The 18412-nt window shown below is 67.8% G+C and carries 17 protein-coding genes, 1 tRNA gene and 1 pseudogene; 15 read left to right on the forward strand and 4 right to left on the reverse strand.

The annotated features are described in order from the left end of the window. Nucleotides 1–4: 4 nt before the first annotated feature. The 7 genes from EPN29_00450 (at nucleotide 5) to EPN29_00480 (ending at nucleotide 6611) form a co-directional block, all read left to right on the forward strand. Complete coding sequence (locus EPN29_00450; protein TAN35127.1) at nucleotides 5–880, forward strand: ROK family protein; 876 nt, start codon at nucleotides 5–7, stop codon at nucleotides 878–880. Beyond that, nucleotides 859–2235 carry an HD domain-containing protein gene (locus EPN29_00455; protein TAN35128.1) on the forward strand — a complete coding sequence of 459 codons (1377 nt, stop codon included), beginning with the start codon at nucleotides 859–861 and terminating at the stop codon, nucleotides 2233–2235. The genes EPN29_00450 and EPN29_00455 overlap by 22 nt, the downstream gene beginning before the upstream one ends. Further along, the gene (locus EPN29_00460; protein TAN35129.1) at nucleotides 2171–2842 is read left to right on the forward strand and encodes a polymer-forming cytoskeletal protein; all 672 of its coding nucleotides are present in this window, start codon (nucleotides 2171–2173) and stop codon (nucleotides 2840–2842) included. Before EPN29_00455 ends, EPN29_00460 begins: the two co-directional genes overlap by 65 nt. Beyond that, nucleotides 2829–3260 carry a hypothetical protein gene (locus tag EPN29_00465; GenBank protein TAN35130.1) on the forward strand — a complete coding sequence of 144 codons (432 nt, stop codon included), beginning with the start codon at nucleotides 2829–2831 and terminating at the stop codon, nucleotides 3258–3260. Before EPN29_00460 ends, EPN29_00465 begins: the two co-directional genes overlap by 14 nt. Nucleotides 3261–3299: 39 nt before the next feature. After that, nucleotides 3300–4301 carry a class II fructose-bisphosphatase gene (gene glpX, locus EPN29_00470; GenBank protein ID TAN35131.1) on the forward strand — a complete coding sequence of 334 codons (1002 nt, stop codon included), beginning with the start codon at nucleotides 3300–3302 and terminating at the stop codon, nucleotides 4299–4301. Nucleotides 4302–4342: 41 nt separating this feature from the next. Then, nucleotides 4343–5089, forward strand: coding sequence for a hypothetical protein (locus tag EPN29_00475; GenBank protein TAN35132.1), 747 nt, complete (start codon nucleotides 4343–4345; stop codon nucleotides 5087–5089). A 175-nt stretch (nucleotides 5090–5264) separates the two neighbouring features. Then, nucleotides 5265–6611, forward strand: coding sequence for a DUF2029 domain-containing protein (locus EPN29_00480; GenBank protein ID TAN35133.1), 1347 nt, complete (start codon nucleotides 5265–5267; stop codon nucleotides 6609–6611). Here EPN29_00480 and EPN29_00485 read toward each other — a convergent pair. Both EPN29_00485 and EPN29_00490 read right to left on the reverse strand, forming a co-directional pair. Continuing rightward, on the reverse strand, nucleotides 6564–6746 hold the full coding sequence (locus EPN29_00485; GenBank protein ID TAN35134.1) for a hypothetical protein: 183 nt from the start codon (nucleotides 6744–6746) through the stop codon (nucleotides 6564–6566). The genes EPN29_00480 and EPN29_00485 overlap by 48 nt on opposite strands. Next, the gene (locus EPN29_00490) at nucleotides 6722–7825 is read right to left on the reverse strand and encodes an MFS transporter (protein TAN35135.1); all 1104 of its coding nucleotides are present in this window, start codon (nucleotides 7823–7825) and stop codon (nucleotides 6722–6724) included. Before EPN29_00490 ends, EPN29_00485 begins: the two co-directional genes overlap by 25 nt. Before the next feature lie 231 nt (nucleotides 7826–8056). On the opposite strand from EPN29_00490, the gene rplI reads away from it, so the two are divergent. The 3 genes from rplI to EPN29_00505 are packed head-to-tail and all read left to right on the forward strand — an operon-like array spanning nucleotide 8057 to nucleotide 11864. Continuing rightward, on the forward strand, nucleotides 8057–8761 hold the full coding sequence (rplI, locus tag EPN29_00495) for a 50S ribosomal protein L9 (protein ID TAN35136.1): 705 nt from the start codon (nucleotides 8057–8059) through the stop codon (nucleotides 8759–8761). Nucleotides 8762–8773: 12 nt separating this feature from the next. Next, a complete protein-coding gene (gene dnaB / locus EPN29_00500; GenBank protein ID TAN35137.1) occupies nucleotides 8774–10570 on the forward strand; it encodes a replicative DNA helicase in 1797 nt (598 codons plus the stop codon). A gap of 4 nt (nucleotides 10571–10574) precedes the next feature. Continuing rightward, on the forward strand, nucleotides 10575–11864 hold the full coding sequence (locus EPN29_00505; GenBank protein ID TAN35138.1) for an adenylosuccinate synthase: 1290 nt from the start codon (nucleotides 10575–10577) through the stop codon (nucleotides 11862–11864). 51 nt (nucleotides 11865–11915) lie between these two features. Here the strand turns inward: EPN29_00505 and EPN29_00510 are convergent, their stop codons facing one another. Then, nucleotides 11916–13172: a hypothetical protein gene (locus tag EPN29_00510; GenBank protein ID TAN35139.1), complete on the reverse strand. Its 1257-nt coding sequence runs from the start codon at nucleotides 13170–13172 to the stop codon at nucleotides 11916–11918. Here EPN29_00510 and EPN29_00515 point away from each other — a divergent pair. The 3 genes from EPN29_00515 (at nucleotide 13163) to EPN29_00525 (ending at nucleotide 15715) form a co-directional block, all read left to right on the forward strand. Continuing rightward, nucleotides 13163–14272 carry a hypothetical protein gene (locus EPN29_00515; protein TAN35140.1) on the forward strand — a complete coding sequence of 370 codons (1110 nt, stop codon included), beginning with the start codon at nucleotides 13163–13165 and terminating at the stop codon, nucleotides 14270–14272. The genes EPN29_00510 and EPN29_00515 overlap by 10 nt on opposite strands. 65 nt (nucleotides 14273–14337) lie before the next feature. After that, a complete protein-coding gene (locus EPN29_00520) occupies nucleotides 14338–14814 on the forward strand; it encodes a RidA family protein (GenBank protein TAN35150.1) in 477 nt (158 codons plus the stop codon). Between the two features lie 16 nt (nucleotides 14815–14830). Continuing rightward, nucleotides 14831–15715: a phosphatase PAP2 family protein gene (locus EPN29_00525; protein TAN35141.1), complete on the forward strand. Its 885-nt coding sequence runs from the start codon at nucleotides 14831–14833 to the stop codon at nucleotides 15713–15715. Here EPN29_00525 and EPN29_00530 read toward each other — a convergent pair. After that, the gene (locus tag EPN29_00530; protein ID TAN35142.1) at nucleotides 15690–16964 is read right to left on the reverse strand and encodes a YvcK family protein; all 1275 of its coding nucleotides are present in this window, start codon (nucleotides 16962–16964) and stop codon (nucleotides 15690–15692) included. The genes EPN29_00525 and EPN29_00530 overlap by 26 nt on opposite strands. 75 nt (nucleotides 16965–17039) lie before the next feature. Between EPN29_00530 and EPN29_00535 the strand changes: the two are divergent. After that, nucleotides 17040–17306, forward strand: a pseudogene (locus tag EPN29_00535) (hypothetical protein). Nucleotides 17307–17558: 252 nt separating this feature from the next. Continuing rightward, nucleotides 17559–17633: transfer RNA gene (locus tag EPN29_00540), tRNA-Gln, on the forward strand. Nucleotides 17634–18412 lie beyond the last annotated feature (779 nt).

The raw sequence follows: 18412 nt of genomic DNA on the forward strand, positions 1-18412 counted from the left end.
CGTCATGCTGGCCGGTATCGACCTCGGCGGGACCCAGGTGCGCGTCGCGCTCGCCCGCTCCGATGGCAACCTCGTCGCCAGCGTCAAGACCAAGACTCCGCTGCTGGGGACGCCGCAGGCGATGGTCGATTGGGCGGCCGCGGAGATCGACCGGCATCGGGGCCACCAGAAGGTGCGCAGCATCGCCATCGGCGCACCCGGTCCGATCGATATCAAGCGCGGCGTGCTCGTCAACCCGCCCAACCTGCCCGGCTGGCGCAACGTCCCGCTCGCCGCGATGCTCGGGCGCGCGACCGGCGCCAAGGTCCACGTCGCCAACGACGCCGACATGGCCGGCCTCGGCGAGTTCCATCGCGGGGCCGGCCGCGGCACTCGCAACATGGTGTACATCACCTGGTCGACCGGGGTGGGCGGAGGGCTGATCATCGACGGGAGGCTGCACCGCGGGGCGCACGGCACCGCCGGAGAGGTCGGGCACATGATCATCGACCCCAACGGCCCGCTCGACCAATGCGGCCAGCGCGGGTGCCTCGAGGTGTTCTGCGGCGGCGCCAACCTGGCGCGCGAGACGGGCCATCCGGCGGCCGAGCTCTTCGCCGAGGCGGCACGCGGCGACGAGTCGGCCCGGATGGTGGTCGAGCGTTCCGCGCGCTACATGGGGATGGCCCTGATCAGCCTCACGAACGCGATCGATCCGGAGATGTTCGTGATGGGCGGGGGCGTGACGCGCTCGTGGGCGCTCGTCGAGCCGACGATGATGGCGACGCTCCGCTCTTCGCCTTTCATCAAGCCCGCCCGCCGGCCCCGCCTGCGCCGCGCCCGACTGGGCGACCGCGCCGGCCAGGTTGGAGCCGTGGAATGGGCGCGTATCAACCAGTAGGGCCGGGCGCGACCGGGGCGCGGGTCCTGGACGACGCGGAGCTTCTCCGGCTCCTCAGGCGGGCCGCCACCGAGCTGGGGTCGCGCGCCTGGGTGGTTGGGGGTTACGTCCGCGATCTCCTCCTGGACCGTCCCCATCCGAATCCGGACGTGGTCGTGGAAGAGGGGGCGGCCCTCACGCTGGCGTCGCGCTTTGCCGAGCTGGCGGGCGCGGCGCCGCCGGTCACCTTCGAACGCTACGGCACCGCCCAGGTCACTCTGCCGGGACACCTCGTGGAGTTCGTGTCGGCGCGCGCCGAGTCGTACCCTCCCGATTCGCGTAAGCCGGAGGTGCGGCCGGCCACGCTGGAGGAAGACCTGCGCCGGCGGGACTTCACGGTCAACACGCTGTTGATGGACCTCGACGGGGAGATCCACGATCCATTGGGTGGGCGGGCCGACCTCGCGGCCGGCATCCTGCGGACGCCCGCCGATCCGCTGCGCACCTTTGCCGACGATCCCCTGCGAATGCTGCGGGCGATCCGCTTCGCCGCCGAGCTCGGCTTCGAGTTCGCGCCGGACCTCGTCCCCGCCATGCGGCGGATGCGAGGAAGGCTCGCGCCACCCGTCCTCTCGGTCGAGCGCACGGCGGAGGAGCTGCGCCGCATGCTGCTCTCCGAGCGGCCGCGGCTGGCGCTCGAGCTGCTCGATGCCGGCGGACTCCTGGAGGTCGTCCTGCCGGAGCTGGCGGCCTGCAAGGGCGTCCAGCAGGGCGGCTATCACACCCACGACGTCTACGGACACACCCTGCTCACCGTCGCGAAGACACGAGCGGACCTCCCGCTGCGCCTGGCGGCGCTCTTCCACGACGTCGGCAAACCGTCCACGGCCACCCCGGACGGCGCCTTCACCGGCCATGAGGAGGTGGGCGCCGGCCTCGCGAGAGCCGCCCTCGAGCGGCTTCGCTTCTCGCAGAAGGACATCGATGCGGTCGTGGTTCTCGTGCGCTTGCATCTGCGTCCGGTGTACTACCGGTCCGAGTGGTCGGACGGCGCCGTCCGCCGCCTGGCGCGCGACGCCGGCTCGGAGCTCGACCGGCTGCTGGCGCTGGCCCGCGCGGATGTCGCCGCCTCCGCCTATCCCGAGCCTGAAAAGCTCGCCGAGCTGGAGGCACGCATCGAGGCCGTGATCGCCGAGCAACCCTCGCGCTTGATGACGCAGATCCCAGGCGAGGACATCATGCGATCTCGCGGCATCGGTCCCGGCCCGGAGGTCGGCCGCATCAAGCGGAGGCTGGAGGAGCTCGTGATCGATGGCGAGATCGCTCCCACACGGGAGGCGGCCCTCGCCTACCTCGAATCGCATCCCGACCTCTGACGGGGGGCGAACGCGGCGCCCTCGGACCGTCTGCAGCCGCTATGCTGCCGATAGGTGGGGTACCCAGCGCGAAGCTGGCAGAAAGGGAGGGGCGACATTGGCGGAGATGGGCGTCGAGAAGGTCGAAGCACCGACGAGGAATGGCGGCCCGGAGCCTCATGGCCTGGAGCCGAAAGCGACTGTCCTGGCGCGGGACGACGTGCTCGCCGGCAAGCTGCAGCTCAAGGGCGGCGGCCAGGTCCTGGGCAATTTCAGCGGCCAGATCGAATGCGACGGCGACCTGCTGATCGGCTCGGAGGCGCATGTCGAGGCCGACATCCGCAGCGCGAAGGTCACGATCGCGGGGTTCGTCCGCGGCAACGTGATCGCGGTCAGCCGGCTGAAGATCATGAGCACAGGGCGTCTCGAGGGGGATGCGACGGTGGGTGCCCTGGTCGTGCAGGAAGGCGGCGTGCACCATGGCGTGATCCGCGTCCATCCCGAAGGCGTGCCGGAATCGGAGCAACACCCCGTCCCCGACGCTCCGGCGCGGCCGGGGGTCGCCGCCTTGAAGGGCTTGCCCAACTCGGTGGGCCGGGTCAGGAAATTCTGGGGTGAGTTCTTCTAGCCGGCCGTCGGGGAAGCCGTCCCGGCGTCAAAGCCGGGCGCCGCGCGGCTCCACCCGCGAGGCCGACGCCGGCCGGCCGTCTGCACCGCCCAGGCCGGCGCTGCGCCTGCCGGGCTCGGCTTCGTCCCGGCTCACGATCAAACCGGGCCGGCCACAGGGCACCAGGCCGCGGCTCGAGCTGTCGACCAGGGCCCGGCCGAGCGGCACCCGTCCCCTGAGCGACGTCGAGCTCGACGAGGACGAGGTGCTCATCGACGCCTTCGACGCGGTGCTGGAGGGCGCCAAGGTGCGGATCACCGCCGTGCTCGAGCGCACCTGCGTGTACGTCGATCGGAACGGCGATCGGAGGCTGGCCCGCAAGCAGGACCTCTGGGTCGAGGCGGACAAGCTGCCGATCCGCCGGCGGGGCATTGGGTAGGGATTCGGCTACGCTACCGGCCGCGATGGTGTCGGCAAGTTGATCGAACCCAAGATCAACCGCAACCTGGCCCTGGAGCTGTTGCGGGTGACCGAGGCGGGAGCGCTCGCGGCGGCCCCCCTCCAGGGCAGAGGCGACGGGATCGCGGCCGACGGCCGTGCGGTCGAGGCGATGAGGAGCGCGCTGGCGGCGGTGGACATGAGGGGTACCGTCGTCATCGGCGAAGGCGAGAAGGACAAAGCGCCGATGCTCTACTTCGGCGAGCAGATCGGCAACGGCCTCGAGCCCGAGGTCGACGTGGCGGTCGACCCCATCGAGGGCACCAGCCTCACCGCGTCCGGCCTGCCGGGAGCCATATCCGTGGTCGCGCTGGCCGAACGCGGGTCGATGTTCACGACCCACGTCCACTACATGCAGAAGCTGGTGGTGGGCCGGCGCGCGCGCGGCGTCATCGACCTCGAGATGCCGGTCGAGTGGAATCTCCGGCGCATCGCCAAGGCGGAGGGCCTGCCAGTGCAGGAGCTGAGCGTGGTCGTGCTCGACCGCGACCGCAACAAGGAGATCGTCGCGCAGATTCGCGACGTCGGGGCGCGAATCAAGCTCATCACCGCCGGCGATGTGGCCGGAGCGCTGGAGGCCGCCCTGGAGACCAGGTTCGGCATCCACTGCATGATGGGATCCGGCGGTGCGACTGAAGGCGTGCTGGCGGCGTGCGCGATCAAGACCATCGGCGGCGACATGCAGGCCAAGCTTTATTTCCGCAATGACACAGAACAGGCGATGGCCGTCGAAGAAGGGCACAAGCCCAACCAGGTGCTGTCCCTGGACGACCTCTGCTCCGGCAGCGACATCTTCTTCGCCGCCACCGGGATCACATCGGGCGAGCTGTTGAAGGGCGTGCGCTACGAAGACGTGTACGCCTACACGCAGTCCATGGTTTTTCGTTCGGCGTCCGGCACGATGCGCATTGTCGACGCCTACCACCCGATCGACAAGTTGCGGGCCAAGGGCCTGCTGCCCGAGCAGGTCGCGGTCCGCTGAGCGCCTCGGAGGCGGGGCAGTTCCTCGTCGCAGCCAGCAAGTTGCTGGGCACGCCGCAGTGGGAGTGGATCGCCGCGGCGCGCATGCTCTCGCGCCAGCGGCAGTCGGCGGCTGAGATCGAGCAGGTCCTGGACCGGTTGCTGTCCGGCGCCGACCAGGCGATGGTCAACGCGTTCACCGGTGGGTTCAGGGTCGCTCAGACCCGGCTGGCGATCGGCAAGGCGCTGCCCGACCCGACGGCGGCGGCGGCGGCGCTCGAGTCGGCGCAGATCGTAGCCCTGGCCATCCTGGTCCGCGAGCAGCTGGAGCCGGTCCGCTTCGACGCCGTGTACCGGCCTTTCGCCACCATCCTGCCCGGGCCTGGCTACCAGCCGCCGGCCCCGGTGGACCGCCAGATCGCGGCCTTCCTGCGCGCCCTGCCCACGCTGTCCGGCGCACCCGAGGCGGAGGTGGCCGCGGTCGCCAAAGCGCTCAGCGAGCGGGCGAAGCCTGCGCCGCCCGCCGGCAACCTTGCCCTCATCCCGCCGGCGGGCCTCGACCCGGCCGCGAATTATGCCGTGGCGTGGAAGGCGGCGATCGCGAGCGCCAACCAGTCCGGGCGTACGCAATCGTTCCGGGCCATGCAGGACGGCGCCGAGCAGGCCGCTCCACATGACGGGTTGGGGATCGTCGGCTTTGCCGGCGTGGCGGCGGGCGGGATTTTCATGCGGGACGTGCTGCCCATCGAGCAGGTGCTGCTGCTCTATGAGCCCTTCGCCGCCGCCTTCCCGTATGAGAGATTGCAGTAGGGGGGCACGAGCGTTGTGCTGGGAAAACCAACCACTTGACAACACGCTCGATAACCAGGCAAGTTGGACGCAATTCGTCGTCCGTCCGGGTCCGCCGACAGTCCACGCAAAGGTTGGCCTCCACAAGAAGGCAACGGCCGTAAAGCGGCGCAGAAAACCATAAGCGTGTCACCCGGTGGCCTCGGTCGAGGCGGTGTCCGCTGCAGGCGCCGCCTCGTTTCGCGTCCGGGCCCATAATCTCGGCTCGGTGAATGCGCCGGCCGGGAACTGGCAAGCGGCATTTGCCAACCGTCGTTTTCGTGGCCTGCTTGTCGTCTGGGCCGGTGTCCCACTGGTGGTCGCCTACCTGTGGCTGGGGATCCTCCAGCCGCTCCTGTTCGGATCCTACCTGGGCGATTTCCAGGAGAGCTACATGCGGGCCGCGGCGCGCATCGCCGCGGGTCGAGATCCTTACGACCTGTGCCGGACGATGGGCTGCCTGGAGCCGACCGGTCCCCAGTACGTGACGCCGCCGCTGCTCGCCTGGCTGCTCCAGCCGGTGGTTGGGGTCGACAGCCACGTCGTCGCCATCGCCGTGATCCTCGCCCTCAACGCATCGCTGGCCGTTTTCCTCTTTTGCGTCCTGCGCGCGTTGAACGTGAGGGATTGGCAGCTGGCGTGGCTGCTCGTCGCGGTCGCGCTCGGCTTTGAACCGGTGGTGGGCAACATCGTCGAGGGCCAGGTCAACCTCGTCCTGCTCGCGCTGTCGGGCGTGTGGTTTTGGGGATGGGTCGCCGACCGCTGGTGGGGGGGAGCCGCGCTTGGGGTGGGGGTGGCTTTGAAGTTGATCCAAGCCCCGGTCGGCCTGTTCTTGCTGTGGGCCAGGCGGTGGTGGATGCTGGCGGCGGCCGCCACCGCGGGTCTGGGGCTGTGGCTCGTCGCGGCCCCGCCGTACCTGCTCGAGTACGTGTTCAAGGTGCTGCCCGCCATCAGCGCCGGCACCGGCCTGTTCGAGAACCACTCGCCGGGCGGCACGGTCACGCGCCTCCTGGAGCCCGACACCTTCTTCGGCGCCGTGCGCGGCAGCCCGCCGACCGCAAGGGCCATCACCGCGGTGATCGCGATGGCGGCCGTCGCCGTAACCCTCGTGGTGCTGCGGGAGCCGGCGACGGCCGCGGTGGATCGCGCCCTCGAGGCCGCCGCCATCGTGGCGCTGGCGCCCCTGGTGGCCACCTACTCCTGGGGGACGCACCTGGTCCTGCTCCTGCTGCCGATGGTCGTTTTGGCCGCCTGGGCCCTACCCCGGCGAGACTGGATGGTGCTGGGCCTGGTCGCCGCGGGCTGGATCCTGATCGGCCCCGGCCACAACCGGTTCCAGGCGCTTTTGGTGTCGGGCTATTCGAACCTGGTCGTGCTCCGGCTCATGGCGGAGTTCGGCGTGGTGGGCATCGCGTCGATCTGGGTGGCGAGCCTTATCGCCGTGCGGCGCCAGCGGTCAGCGAACCGACTTGATGCGGCTCACGAACACGGTGCCGATGGCTAGCAGGACGATCGCGCTGGCGAACACCACCCGGTAGCCCGAGTTGTGCGCCAGGCTGTTGAAGTGGTCGATGGCCGGCCCGGCGATGAACGGCACCACGAACTGTGGCAAGGTCAGCGCGATGTGGAACAGGCCCATGTCCTTGGCGCTGCTCGAGCGATCGGGCAGGGTATCGCAGGCAGCGCCCAGTCGACCGCGTAGTACAGGCCGTATCCGATCCCGTAGGCGACGCCGAGCGCGAACACGACGGGAATGGCCGAAGGGAAGAACACGATGAAGACCAGGGCGACGAAGGCCTGGAAGCCGCCGCTCAAGAAGACGAAGACCTTGCGACGTTGGGTGCGGTCCGACATGTAACCGCCCGCCAGGCCGAAGGGGATCGCGGCCAGCAGGACGACCAGAAACCAGGTCGATGTGAATCGCGCGGGATCGGCGACTCCGACGACGTCGCGGAAGAAGTTGTTCAGGTAGTAAGCCACCGCGGTGATGCCTGCCGAAACAAAGAACCGGGTGAAGATCACCCACGCGAAGTCGCCACCGAGCATGGGGCGGAAGAATTCATGGACGGCCGCGCCCCAAGGCACTGACGGGCGCGTCGATAGCGCGTGTGAGCCTTCGCCCCGAGCCGCCAGCGAGGTCGGGATCAGGGTCAGGAGCATGACGACGGCGAAGGCCAAGTAGACCCAGCCGAGCTGGTGGGCGAGGAGCGAGGTCGCGAACAGACCGGCGCCGCTACCGAGCTGGACCATGGTGGCGAGGAAGCCGCTGGCCCGGCCGAAGTCCTGGGCGGGGACGACGTCCGGGATGATGCCGGCGAAGGCGGCGCCGGCGGCATTGAAGAAGAGCTGCACGATCCCGTAGCCGACGACGATCTGCGCGTAGCTGTGCGCCGTCGCCAGGACCAGCAGGCCGGGCAGCGTCAGCAGGGTGGCGCCGATCATGATCGGGCGGCGGCGGCCGAAGGGCGTTGTCAAGCGGTCCGAGATGGCGCCGACCAGCGGGGGCACGGTCATCGCGACGAGCCCGCCGACGCTGACGGCGAGGCCGATGGCGGTGTTCTGGTTGGTCTTGACCACACCGTCGATCTGGTTCTGGATCACGACCGTCGTCAGCGGCTGCCACAGAAAGAAGTTGCCGAACCAGAAGGCGCTCAGGGCGGCGTGGCGCAGGTTGCCGAATCGGGCCGGCGCCGGGGCCGCGACCGCGACCGCGCTCATATGCGCGCCAAGGCTAAGTTAAGTTAGTTCCCCGTGCCGGCCAAAAAGCGCTAGGCTGTTGCGGCCCCCCATGCAATCTGTCCTTTCGCGTGCCAAAGAGGTTCTGTTCGATGTGCCGAGACACGGCAAGCTTGCTTATTGCCTGCTCCGGGACGAGCGGGTGCCGCCCGCGCCGAAGGCGATGCTGATGGGCGCGCTGGGCCTGATCGTCAGCCCCGTCGACCTGCCCGCATGGATCCCCGTTCTCGGCGAGCTCGACATGCTGGCACTGGGCGTGCTGGCCGTCAAGACCTTCATCGACGCGTGCCCGGAGGACGTCCGCCGCGAGCACGAGGCGGCGTTGAAGGCAAAAGACAGCGTTTTCGACCGCGATTTCCGCGACACCGTCGCGGCCGCGCGAGAAGGCACCGGGCAGGTGTTCAGGCGAGTCCGATCGCGTGTCCGGCGCCGCGACGAATATCCATCGGTATCGGAGGGCTAGGGAAAGTGAAGGTCATGCTGACCAAGGATGTCGACAACGTCGGGCGGGCCGGCGACGTCAAGGAAGTGGCGGATGGGTACGGCCGTAACTTCCTTTTTCGCCGCAAGCTGGCGATCCCGGCGGGCAAGGGCGTCGAGGTGGAGGCCAAGCGTCTCCGCGACGCCGCACTCAAGCGGGAGACGAAGGACCGGGTCGAAGCGCAGGGTCTGGCCGATGAGATCAACAACAAGACCGTGGTCGTGCGGCTGAAAGTCGGAGCCGAGGACAAGGCCTTCGGCTCGATCACCAACCAGGACATCGCCACGGCTCTGAAGGCTCAGCACCGCGTGGAGATCGACCGCCACAAGATCGACATGAAGGAGCCCATCAAGACGCTGGGCGAGCACCAGGTCGCGCTGAAGCTCCATCGCGACGTGGACGCCCACATCAATTTGATCGTCACCCAGGACCGCTAGGCCGCGAGGAGCATGGCGACCACCATCCCTCTCTCACCCGGGAGGGTGCCACCGCACGACCTCGAGGCCGAGATGTCGGTGGTCGGCTCCATCCTTCTCGATCCGCTCTCGGTGGCGAAGGTGCTGCAGTTCCTGCACCCCGAAGACTTCTATCGCGAGAACAACGGGCAGATCTACCGGGCCGCGCTCGACCTGTTCGCCGCGGGGGAGCCCATCGACAACGTCACGCTCGCCGCCCAGCTGCAGACGATGGGGCTGCTCGACCGGGTGGGCGGGCGGGCGCAGCTGGCCTCGATGCAGAGCGCGGTGCCGACCGCGGCCAACATCGAGTACTACGGCCGGATCGTCAAGGAGAAGGCGTACAAGCGCCGGCTGATCTCGGCCGGATCGGACATCGCCGGCTACGGCTATGACGACTCGGTCGAGGCCGAGGACGCGATCAACCAGGCGCAGTCGCTGGTCTTCGGTGTCGCCGACGACCGAGACCAGCGCGAGCTGTCACGGCTCTATGACCTGCTGGGTCCGGCGATGGAGCGGATCTCGCTGCAGATGGAGAGCGGGCAGGGGATCGTCGGCATCCCATCCGGCTTCCACGACCTGGACCGGATGACCGGCGGCTTCAAGGAGTCGGACCTGGTCATCGTCGCGGGGCGGCCCGCCATGGGGAAAACGTCGTGGGTTCTCAACGTCGCCCTCCACGCGGCCCTCGAAGTCAAGAAGTCCATCGCCATCTTCAGCCTGGAGATGTCCAAAGAGCAGCTCACCGAGCGGCTGCTCACCGAGCAGGCACAGATCGACGCGCAGCGCATGCATCGCGGCCTGTTGAGCGAAGCGGAATTCGACCGCGTGTCCAATGCGCTGGGCCCTCTGGGGGAGGCCGCGATCTTCATTGACGACACCCCGGTCATGGACGAGCTGACCCTTCAACTCAAAGCGCGCCAGGCCAAGATGCGCCACAACATCGACATGATCCTCATCGACTACCTGCAGCTGATGCACGGCCGCGCTCGTGGCGACGACAACCGGGTCCAGGAGGTCTCAGCGATCTCCCGAGCCCTCAAGGGCCTGGCTCGTGAACTGCGCGTCCCGGTGATCGCGATCTCACAGCTGAGTCGAGCGCCGGAGCAGCGCCCGGACAAGCGCCCGATCCTGAGCGACCTGAGAGAGTCGGGATGCCTGGCCGGCGACACGCCGATCTATCTCCCGGACACGGGGACGTATGCGCCCATCGGGGAGCTGGTCGGCAAGAGCGGCTTTCGCGTCCTCGCCCTGGACCAGGCAGGGGGGCGCATGGAGGCCAAGGAGGTCTCCAACGCATTCGCCACCGGGCGCAAGTCCGTGTTCAGACTGTCAACCGGGCGGGGCGGCGGCGTCCGCGCCACCGCCAATCACAGGTTCCTGACCCTCCAAGGTTGGCGGCGTCTGGACGAGCTGAAGGCCGGCGATCGGATCGGGTCGGCCACCGAAACTGCAACACGAGCGGCGGGGGCCGGCGAAGTGCGTTGGGACGCGATCCAATCCATCGCTGCCGACGGCGAGGAAGAGGTCTATGACCTGACCGTCAACGACCTCCACAATTTCACTGCGGGAAATGTGATCGTGCACAACTCGATTGAGCAGGACTCCGACGTCGTGATGTTTCTCTTCCGGCCCGAGTACTACAAGTCCGACGAGCGGCCCGGGATCGCCGAGGTGATCGTGGCCAAACACCGCAACGGGCCCACCGGGATGATCGAGCTCAAGTTCCGCCGCGACCACACGCGGTTCTACAACCTGGAGACGCGCCGGCCCGAGCCGGGGACCGCGTAGAGCCTTGGTCATCATCCTTGTCGGCGGCCAGTGGGGCGATGAAGGGAAGGGGAAGGTCATCGACTTCCTCTCCGCCAAGGCGCACATGGTCATCCGGTCGCAGGGTGGCAACAACGCCGGCCACACCGTGATCACCGAGAACGGCGAGTTCAAATTCCAGCTCATCCCGTCGGGCATCCTGTATCCCGAATGCACTTGCATCATCGGCAACGGGGTGGTCGTCGACCCGATCGTCTTGCTGCGGGAGATCTCCCAGCTGCGGGACCGCGGCATCGAGCCGAAGAACCTGATCGTCAGCGAGCGGGCGCACATGGTCATGAGCTACCACCCCCTGTTCGACCAGCTCGAAGAGGAGGCGCGCGGCGACGATCGCCTGGGCACGACGTGGCGCGGCATCGGGCCGGCCTACGCGGACAAGATCCGCAGGATCGGCTTCCGGATCGGCGACCTGCAGAAGGAGGCCTTCATGCGCAAGAAGCTGGCCTTCGTGGTCGACCAGGTGAAGAACCCCGTCCTCACCAAGCTGTATGAGAGGGAGGCTTTCGACTGGTCGAGGATGCTCGACGAGTACATGGGTTACGCCAAGCAGCTCGACCCGCACATCAAGGACACGTTCCCGATCATCCAGGAGGCGCTGGACGGCAACGCCAACATTCTGCTCGAAGGCGCTCAGGCGACGATGCTCGACCTGGACTTCGGCACGTACCCGTACGTGACCAGCTCCAACCCGACGGCCGGTGGCGCGCTCACGGGCAGTGGAATCCCGCCGACCAAGGTCGACCTCACGATCGGTGTCTTCAAGGCCTACACCTCACGCGTCGGTTACGGACCGTTTCCATCTGAGCTGCTGGACGAGGTTGGGGACCAGATCCGCGAGCGGGGCCACGAGTTCGGCACGGTGACCGGCAGGCCGCGCCGGATCGGATGGTTCGACTCCGCGGTCGCTCGCTACGCGGCGCGCTTGAACGGGATCGGGTCCGCGGCGCTGATGCGACTGGACATCCTCGACGATCAGCCACGGTTGAAGATCTGCACGGGTTATGACTTCCGCGGCCGGCGTTACGACCATCCGCTCGCCAACATCTCCCATTACAAGCACTGCGAACCGATCTACGAGGAGATGGAGGGATGGCAGTCCGGCATCGGCTCCGCTCGATGCTGGGACGACCTGCCCCAGCGATGCCGTGACTACGTCGAGCGGATCGGCGAGCTCGTCGGCGTCAGCGTCGACCTGGTGGGCACCGGCCCGCGGCGCGACCAGTTCGTCACCCGCGGCCGCAAGCTTTTCGACTAAAACGGCGGGGCAGCCGAGCCGCGGGCGGCGTGCCCGCAAACGCCCTGAGTCTCAGCTCGCGCGTGGAACGCTCTTGACGACCCTGAGGTTGGCTTCGCGCTCGCGCAGGCGGCGGGTTCGCCGCCACCGCTCGGCGCCGATGGAGCCTCCCCACAGCGCCACCGCGAACAACGCCATGACCGCCTGCACGCCGGCAACGGTCAGGAACGCGGCGTCGATGCCATAGCCGCGCCTTCGCAGGCCCACCGCAAGGAGCCCGGCGCCAAACCCAAGCACCGGCCGGATCGTCCACGAGCCGGGAAGCAGGCGCCGATTCGCAAGCAGCAGCGCGGCCACAAACCACGTCGGTCCACTGTCCAGCTGGAACAGGTAGTCCCAGTGGAAGAAGTAGATCGGGACCAGGGCGCCGATCAGGAAGGTCACGAGCACGACCAGGCTCATCCGGCGCGCGTAGGCCAGCCATGCCGCACCTATCGCCACCGCCAGGAGGGAGGTCGCGAACACCGGCCCCGGGACGTTGCCCACGTAAAGGCGGATGGGATCGATGGGCGCCGATGCGGGGCTGAAGAAGTGATACCAGACCCCGATGGGATCGTTGAAGGCTCTGCCGCTCGCGGGGTTGGTGTACACGAATGGCGCGCCCCTGCTGATCAGGGCGACGGCCGCGTACGCGAGCAGGCCGGCCTGCGCCCGGATCGCCGGGATGTAGCGCGCACGCAGCAGCTCGGCGATCACGGCCAGGGCGGCGATCTCGATTGAGGTGATGAGGCTCGCGCCCGCCCCGATCAGCGCGACGCCGAACACCGTCGCCAGCAGCGGACTCGCGCTTGGTCGGGGTATTTGACGGCGCCACAGCCATCGAGCCGCCAAGTGTCCGCCGATGCCGAACGCGAGGGCGACCGCCAGCATCTCAAGGGCAGGCACCTTGAAAATGACAAGACCGGCGGCAACCGGTGGAGCCAGCGCGATTCCCGTAATCAGGCCGTCCGGGAGCGAGGCCGGTTTGAAGGCGGCCCGGTCCAGCCAGGCCGCTGGTCGAGCCAGCACGCCAGCGATTGTAGGCAAACACCGGTGGTCGGAGGCGGCCGCCGCCCGTCGCGGCGATTCGAATCTCATCCGCCCGCACGCCGGGTTGGGTGATAATCGGCAGGCCCTTGTCGCTTCTTGGCCGACGTCTTGCCGCGACGCTTGCGACGTTGTGGGTGGTGCTCTTCGGCGCTCTGGGCGTGCTCGCGAGCGTGCTACCGGACTCCACCTGGGTGGCGGTGAAGCCGTTGCCGCACCAGGGCCGATCGCCGGTGTTTGCATTGGCCGTCGATCCCACCGACAACCAGCTCCTGATCGCCGCCAACTCCGAAGGCACCCTGATGAGGAGCGCCGACGGCGGATCGACCTGGGACTCGGTGCACACGGGCCGGGCGAGCGTGGACACGCTCGCGTTCAGCCCGTTCAAGGCGGGGCTGGTGCTTGCCGGGACGCGAGGCGCGGGCGCGCTGGCCAGCAGGGACGGCGGGCTGACCTGGTCGACAGTTTCCGGGCTCGACGGGCGCACGGCCCGGGTGTTCGCTTTCTCGCTCACGGTGATGGCCGCCGGCACCGATCACGGCGTCTATGTCAGCCAGGACGGGCTCTCCTGGTCGCCGTCGGGGCTGGCGGATCGCAGCATCGACGCGATCGCCGTCGCGGCCATCCATTCACCGGTGCGCCTGATCGCCGGCAGCGACTCGCCGGCCTCGGGTGGAGGCTTGCCCATGTTTCAGAGCACGGATGGCGGCGCCTCGTGGACTTCGTTGAACGCCGCCATCAGCGGGACGGCGGTCCTCAGCCTGGCCGCGGGTCCGCTGCCGCCCACGAAAGACGTGCGGCCGCTGCTCGTCGGGACGAACGCGGGCCTGTTCGTGTCGACCGACAACGGCGCCTCGTTCACCGCACTCAGCGGCGGGGGTCTGCTGCCGTCGACCGACTACACCCAGCTGGCCTTCGTCACCGATCACCACGATCGCTTCTACGTCGCCAGCGACGGTGGCGGATCGCGCTCGGGCGGCGTGTGGCGTACGGATGACGCCGGCCGAAGCTTCACCTCTCTGGCTCCCCCGGAGCCCTCGATCACCGCGTTGGCGGTTGCCTACAACCAAACGCCGATTCTGTACGCGGCCACCTTCGGTCCGGCTGACCATGCCGCCGCGTTGTGGGCCTATCACGACACTGGCGCTCCGCCTCAGGGTTCGACCGGGTCGCCGCCGCCCCACGCCAGCGGAAGCCGGACCGCCACCGCCAGCCCCGGCGTGACCCCAAGCCTTCTCGCCCTGCTCCAAAAATCGCAGACCCCATACGTGGCGCTCGGGGTCGGGGCTCTGGTCGTGATCGCACTGGCGATGGTGGCCAATTTCCGCGGCGGACGCAGGTAGCGGTGCCTGTGAACGAACGGCAGGCCTCGGAGGTCGACCGGACCGGTCCACTAGACTCCCTCGACGTGACCAACCCGCACGAGCGCCTGCGTGAGCTGGGACTGATGCTGCCGGCGCCTCCGGCAGCCGTGGCCTCGTATGCGCCGACGCGACTGGTGCCGATTGGCGAAGGCCGCGCGCTCCTCTACGTGGCCGGCCAGGTGTCAGTCCAGGAGGGCCGGCGCTTGACCGGCCGCTGCCCTTCGGAGGTGTCGGTGGAGGAGGCTGGGGCGAGGGCACGCGTGTGCGCGCTCAATCTCCTGGCTCAGATGGAGGCGGCGGCGGGCCTGGAAAATGTCGAGCAGGTCACTCAGCTCATCGGTTTCGTGCTGTCGACAGATGATTTCGGTGAGCAGCCCAGGGTGATGAACGGTGCCTCCGATCTTCTGGTCGAGGTGCTCGGCGATGCCGGCAGGCACACAAGAGTGGCTCTGGGCACGAACGCGCTTCCCTTCTCGGTGACGGTCGAGATCGCGGCGGTGGCGGTTGTCCGCACCCGCTGAGGCGCGACCGGCGAGCGTGCGCCGACCTCGTCTGATCCTCCTGGGGAGCGTCTTGTACCTGGCCCTGATCTTCGGCGTGATGCTGTGGCGCGGCATCTCGATCGAGCCGGAGTGGGTCGTGCTCGCGCTGCTGGTGATCGCGATCGCTCTCGGGCGCGGACGCACTTTCATCGCCGACTGGACGCCATTCCTGCTGCTCTTCTTCGCCTACGAGGCCATGCGCGGCTTCGCCTCCAAAACCGGCTTCGCCCCGCACGATCTCTCCGGGCTCGAACGTGCGTTGTTCGGCGGCACGATACCCACCCTCACGCTCCAGCACGCCTTCTACCGGCCCGGTGTGGTCGGCTGGCAGGACGCGGTCGCGATGTTCTTCTATTTCATGCACTTCCCGCTTCCGATCGTCGTCGGCTTCGTCTTCTGGATCAACAGTCGAGAGCACTACTGGCGATTTGTGGCCGCGTTGCTGCTCATGTGCTTCGTCGCCTTCGCGACGTACCTCTTCTGGCCGAGCGCGCCGCCCTGGTACCAGCTCCATGAGGTCGTGAAAATCAACGACCGCACGGTGGCGGCGCTGTGGAACAACCAGTATTTCGTGTCGGAGATCTACAACAGCTTCAATCCCAACAGGTTCGCCGCCTTCCCCTCACTGCATGCGGCGTTCCCGGCGCTGGCCGCGGTGTATGCGTGGTCGAGATATCGCGCGCTCGCGGTCGGCCTGATCGCATGGACCGTGGCGGTGATGCTGTCGATCGTCTATCTCGGCGAGCACTACCTGGTCGACGCGCTGGACGGGTTCCTTTACGTCGCCGCGGCCGTGCTCATCGTCGAGGCTTTCAACCGCCGGCGGACCCGCCGGACGCCGCGAGTCGCTCCGCCTACGCCTGCCAGACCTTCCGCATGATCGTTCGGGCGAGCTTGTCGGGGTCGTGGTGTGAGGGCACTCTCACGTTGACCACATCCGAGGCGATGAAGCGGACCTCGGGGTGCCGGGTGCCATCGCCGGGCTTGAAGATCACTTGCGACTGACCGCCGGTCGGGGTGTGCGAGTGGTTGGAGTTGACCAGGACGAAGTCGAACAGGTTGGTACCGACGTGGTCCCGGATGACCCGCAGGTAGTCGTCGACGGTGTAACCGTCCGTCTCGCCCTGCTGGGCCGCCAGGTTGCAGATGTAGACCTTGAGCGCGGGGGAGGCCTTGATGGCTTCGACCATGCCTTCGACCAGTAGGTTGGGCAGGATCGAGGTGTACAGCGAACCGGGGCCGATCACGACCAGCTCGGCGTTGAGGATGGCCTGAGCCGCCTCCGGGTTGACCTGTGCGCCGTCCGGCTTGAGAAACACCTGGCTGATCGGGCCGTTCTGCTTGGGGATCTTCGACTCGCCTTCGACCGTGCCTCCGTTGATGGAGGCGACCAGCGTCACGTCCTGCAGCGTCGAGGGGACGATCGTGCCCTTGACCGCGAGCACCTTGCCCGACTCGCGCAGCGCGTGCTCGAAATTCCCGGTGACGTCCGCCATCGCCATGATGAACAGGTTCCCAAACGAGTGGCCCTCCAGCGATCCCTCCTTGAAGCGGTGATCGAAGAGCTGCTTCATCAGGGGTTCGGCGTCGGCCAGCGCGATCAGGCATTGGCGGAAATCGCCGGGGGGGAGGATGCGGTACTCGTCTCGGAGCTTGCCTGAGGATCCGCCGTCGTCCGCCACAGTGACGATCGCCGAAAGGTTGGACGTGTAGGTCTTCAGGCCGCGGAGCAGAGAGCTGAGCCCGGTGCCTCCGCCGATGGCGACGATTCGAGGCCCACGCCCTCTCAATCGAAACGCGTGGATGACCTCGACGATGCTGCTGGTGCTGTTGCCTGGGAGAAACGGGCCGAGGACGGATTGAGTCAGCTTCAGGTAGCTGAACACGAGGAGGCCGACTCCGGCGAAACCGAAGATCACCGCGCGTGCCCAGTAGGGAAGGAACTGGAGGGTGATGTAGTAGAACTCGCGGGGCAGCGTGGCGGCCTGGTAGATCTCCTTCAAGGCATAGGCGACACCGAGCACGAGAACGAGCTCGGCGAGCATGAGAAGAAGCAGCCAACGCTTGATCTGGAGACCTGGCGTCAGCCACCGGAGCCAACGCGTCGTGGACTGGAGCCTTCTGGCCATCTACCCCGCCTGCATCAACGAATTCAAAACGTGCAAAGTTACTTTGGTACTACGCTTCTCTGAAGTATGCGCAGTTTGCGTCGGGTCCGGCGGCTGGTCCGGCTGGCTGCGTTCGGCCTGATCGCCGCGGCGGTGGCCACCGAGCTCGCCAAATCGCAGGCGGAGCGTACCTGGGAGGGCAAAGTCCTCGGCGTCGTCCCATATGACTTCCGGCCTCCGACCTGGGAGCGGATCCGCGCCGCTTACTGGAACCCCGATTCGAACCGGCTGTTCAGCGACCGGGTGTTCGGGGTGGGTTGGGCGGTGAATCTGTATCGGGCGAAGGCGCTGATGGAGGCGGCATTCGAGCGCCTGATGGGCGCGGCGCCCCCGGTGTCGATCCGGATGAGCGAGCGTCCACGTGGCGCACGGCGCAGCACCGGCGCCGGCGTGTCTCGAGAGCCGTAGCCCCTTATCGATGGTGGCCAACCTACGCCGAGGTAGCTTGCGGCTCTTCTCACGGGAGGCGACCAAAGGCCGGTTGGCGACCGCCGGGAAGCGCAGTCGGAGCCGGATAGGGGCTGGTTAGAATAGGCGGCCCGGCCCAAAGGCCTTTGGGGAGTGGCGCAACGGTAGCGCAGCTGACTCTGGATCAGAAGGTTGAAGGTTCGAATCCTTCCTCCCCAGCCAAACACCCCTTGAACAAGATGACGAGTGGGCCGACGCTCACGTCGTCTCAGTCCAGCCGCCGGGACCGGCGGTGCCGCTCTCTGAAAATGAGACTCAGGTCACCTTCAATTGAGAGTTCGATCTCCCGCCTGGATGGCGGGGTCGCCTGGTGGAGGTCCTGCTCGGCCGCCAGCTGCGGCCCGGCCCAGGAGACTCGCTCGCCCGCTTGAAAGCCGCCGCCGAGAAGAGAAGAGGCTGAGGAGAGAGCGTCGGGGGGAGGTCTGTCCGTGGCGTGTCGGTAGGCGGAAGTGATTGGGAAGTGGGTGTGCGCGCGGCGCTCGGAGCCCACCAGCGATGTCGGTGGGGAAAAATCGCCCCTCTCCCCTACGGGGAGAGGGTCAGGGTGAGGGGCGCGAGCTCGCTGCCGCCGCGGGCAGAGGTTTCTTGGGATTTACAGCCTTCTTTTGCTTGACGCCCGAACGGATGTTTGGTGGCATGGTCGCATGTTGGGGGTTGGGGGCACAGACCTTGAGGAGCTGGCGCTCGCGGTGCGCAAATTCCAGCACCGCGACCAGGAACTAAGCCAGGACGATCCCAACCGCCTGCGCGCCGTCATCGACGCCTTGGGGGGCCGAGTTCGCCGCCATGGCGCGCCGCCTCCAGGAGTCGGGCGAGCATCTGCAGGGCGGCAGCGTCTCCGCCGTCGCCTGGCTGAGCCGGAGCTGCGCCATGTCCGCCACCTCCGCCGCCGACCGCCTCTGCGTCGGCGAGCAGCTGGAGTCGCTACCCAAAGTCGCTGA

Source organism: bacterium (assembly GCA_004299235.1).
Taxonomy (GTDB): domain Bacteria; phylum Chloroflexota; class Dormibacteria; order Dormibacterales; family Dormibacteraceae; genus SCQL01.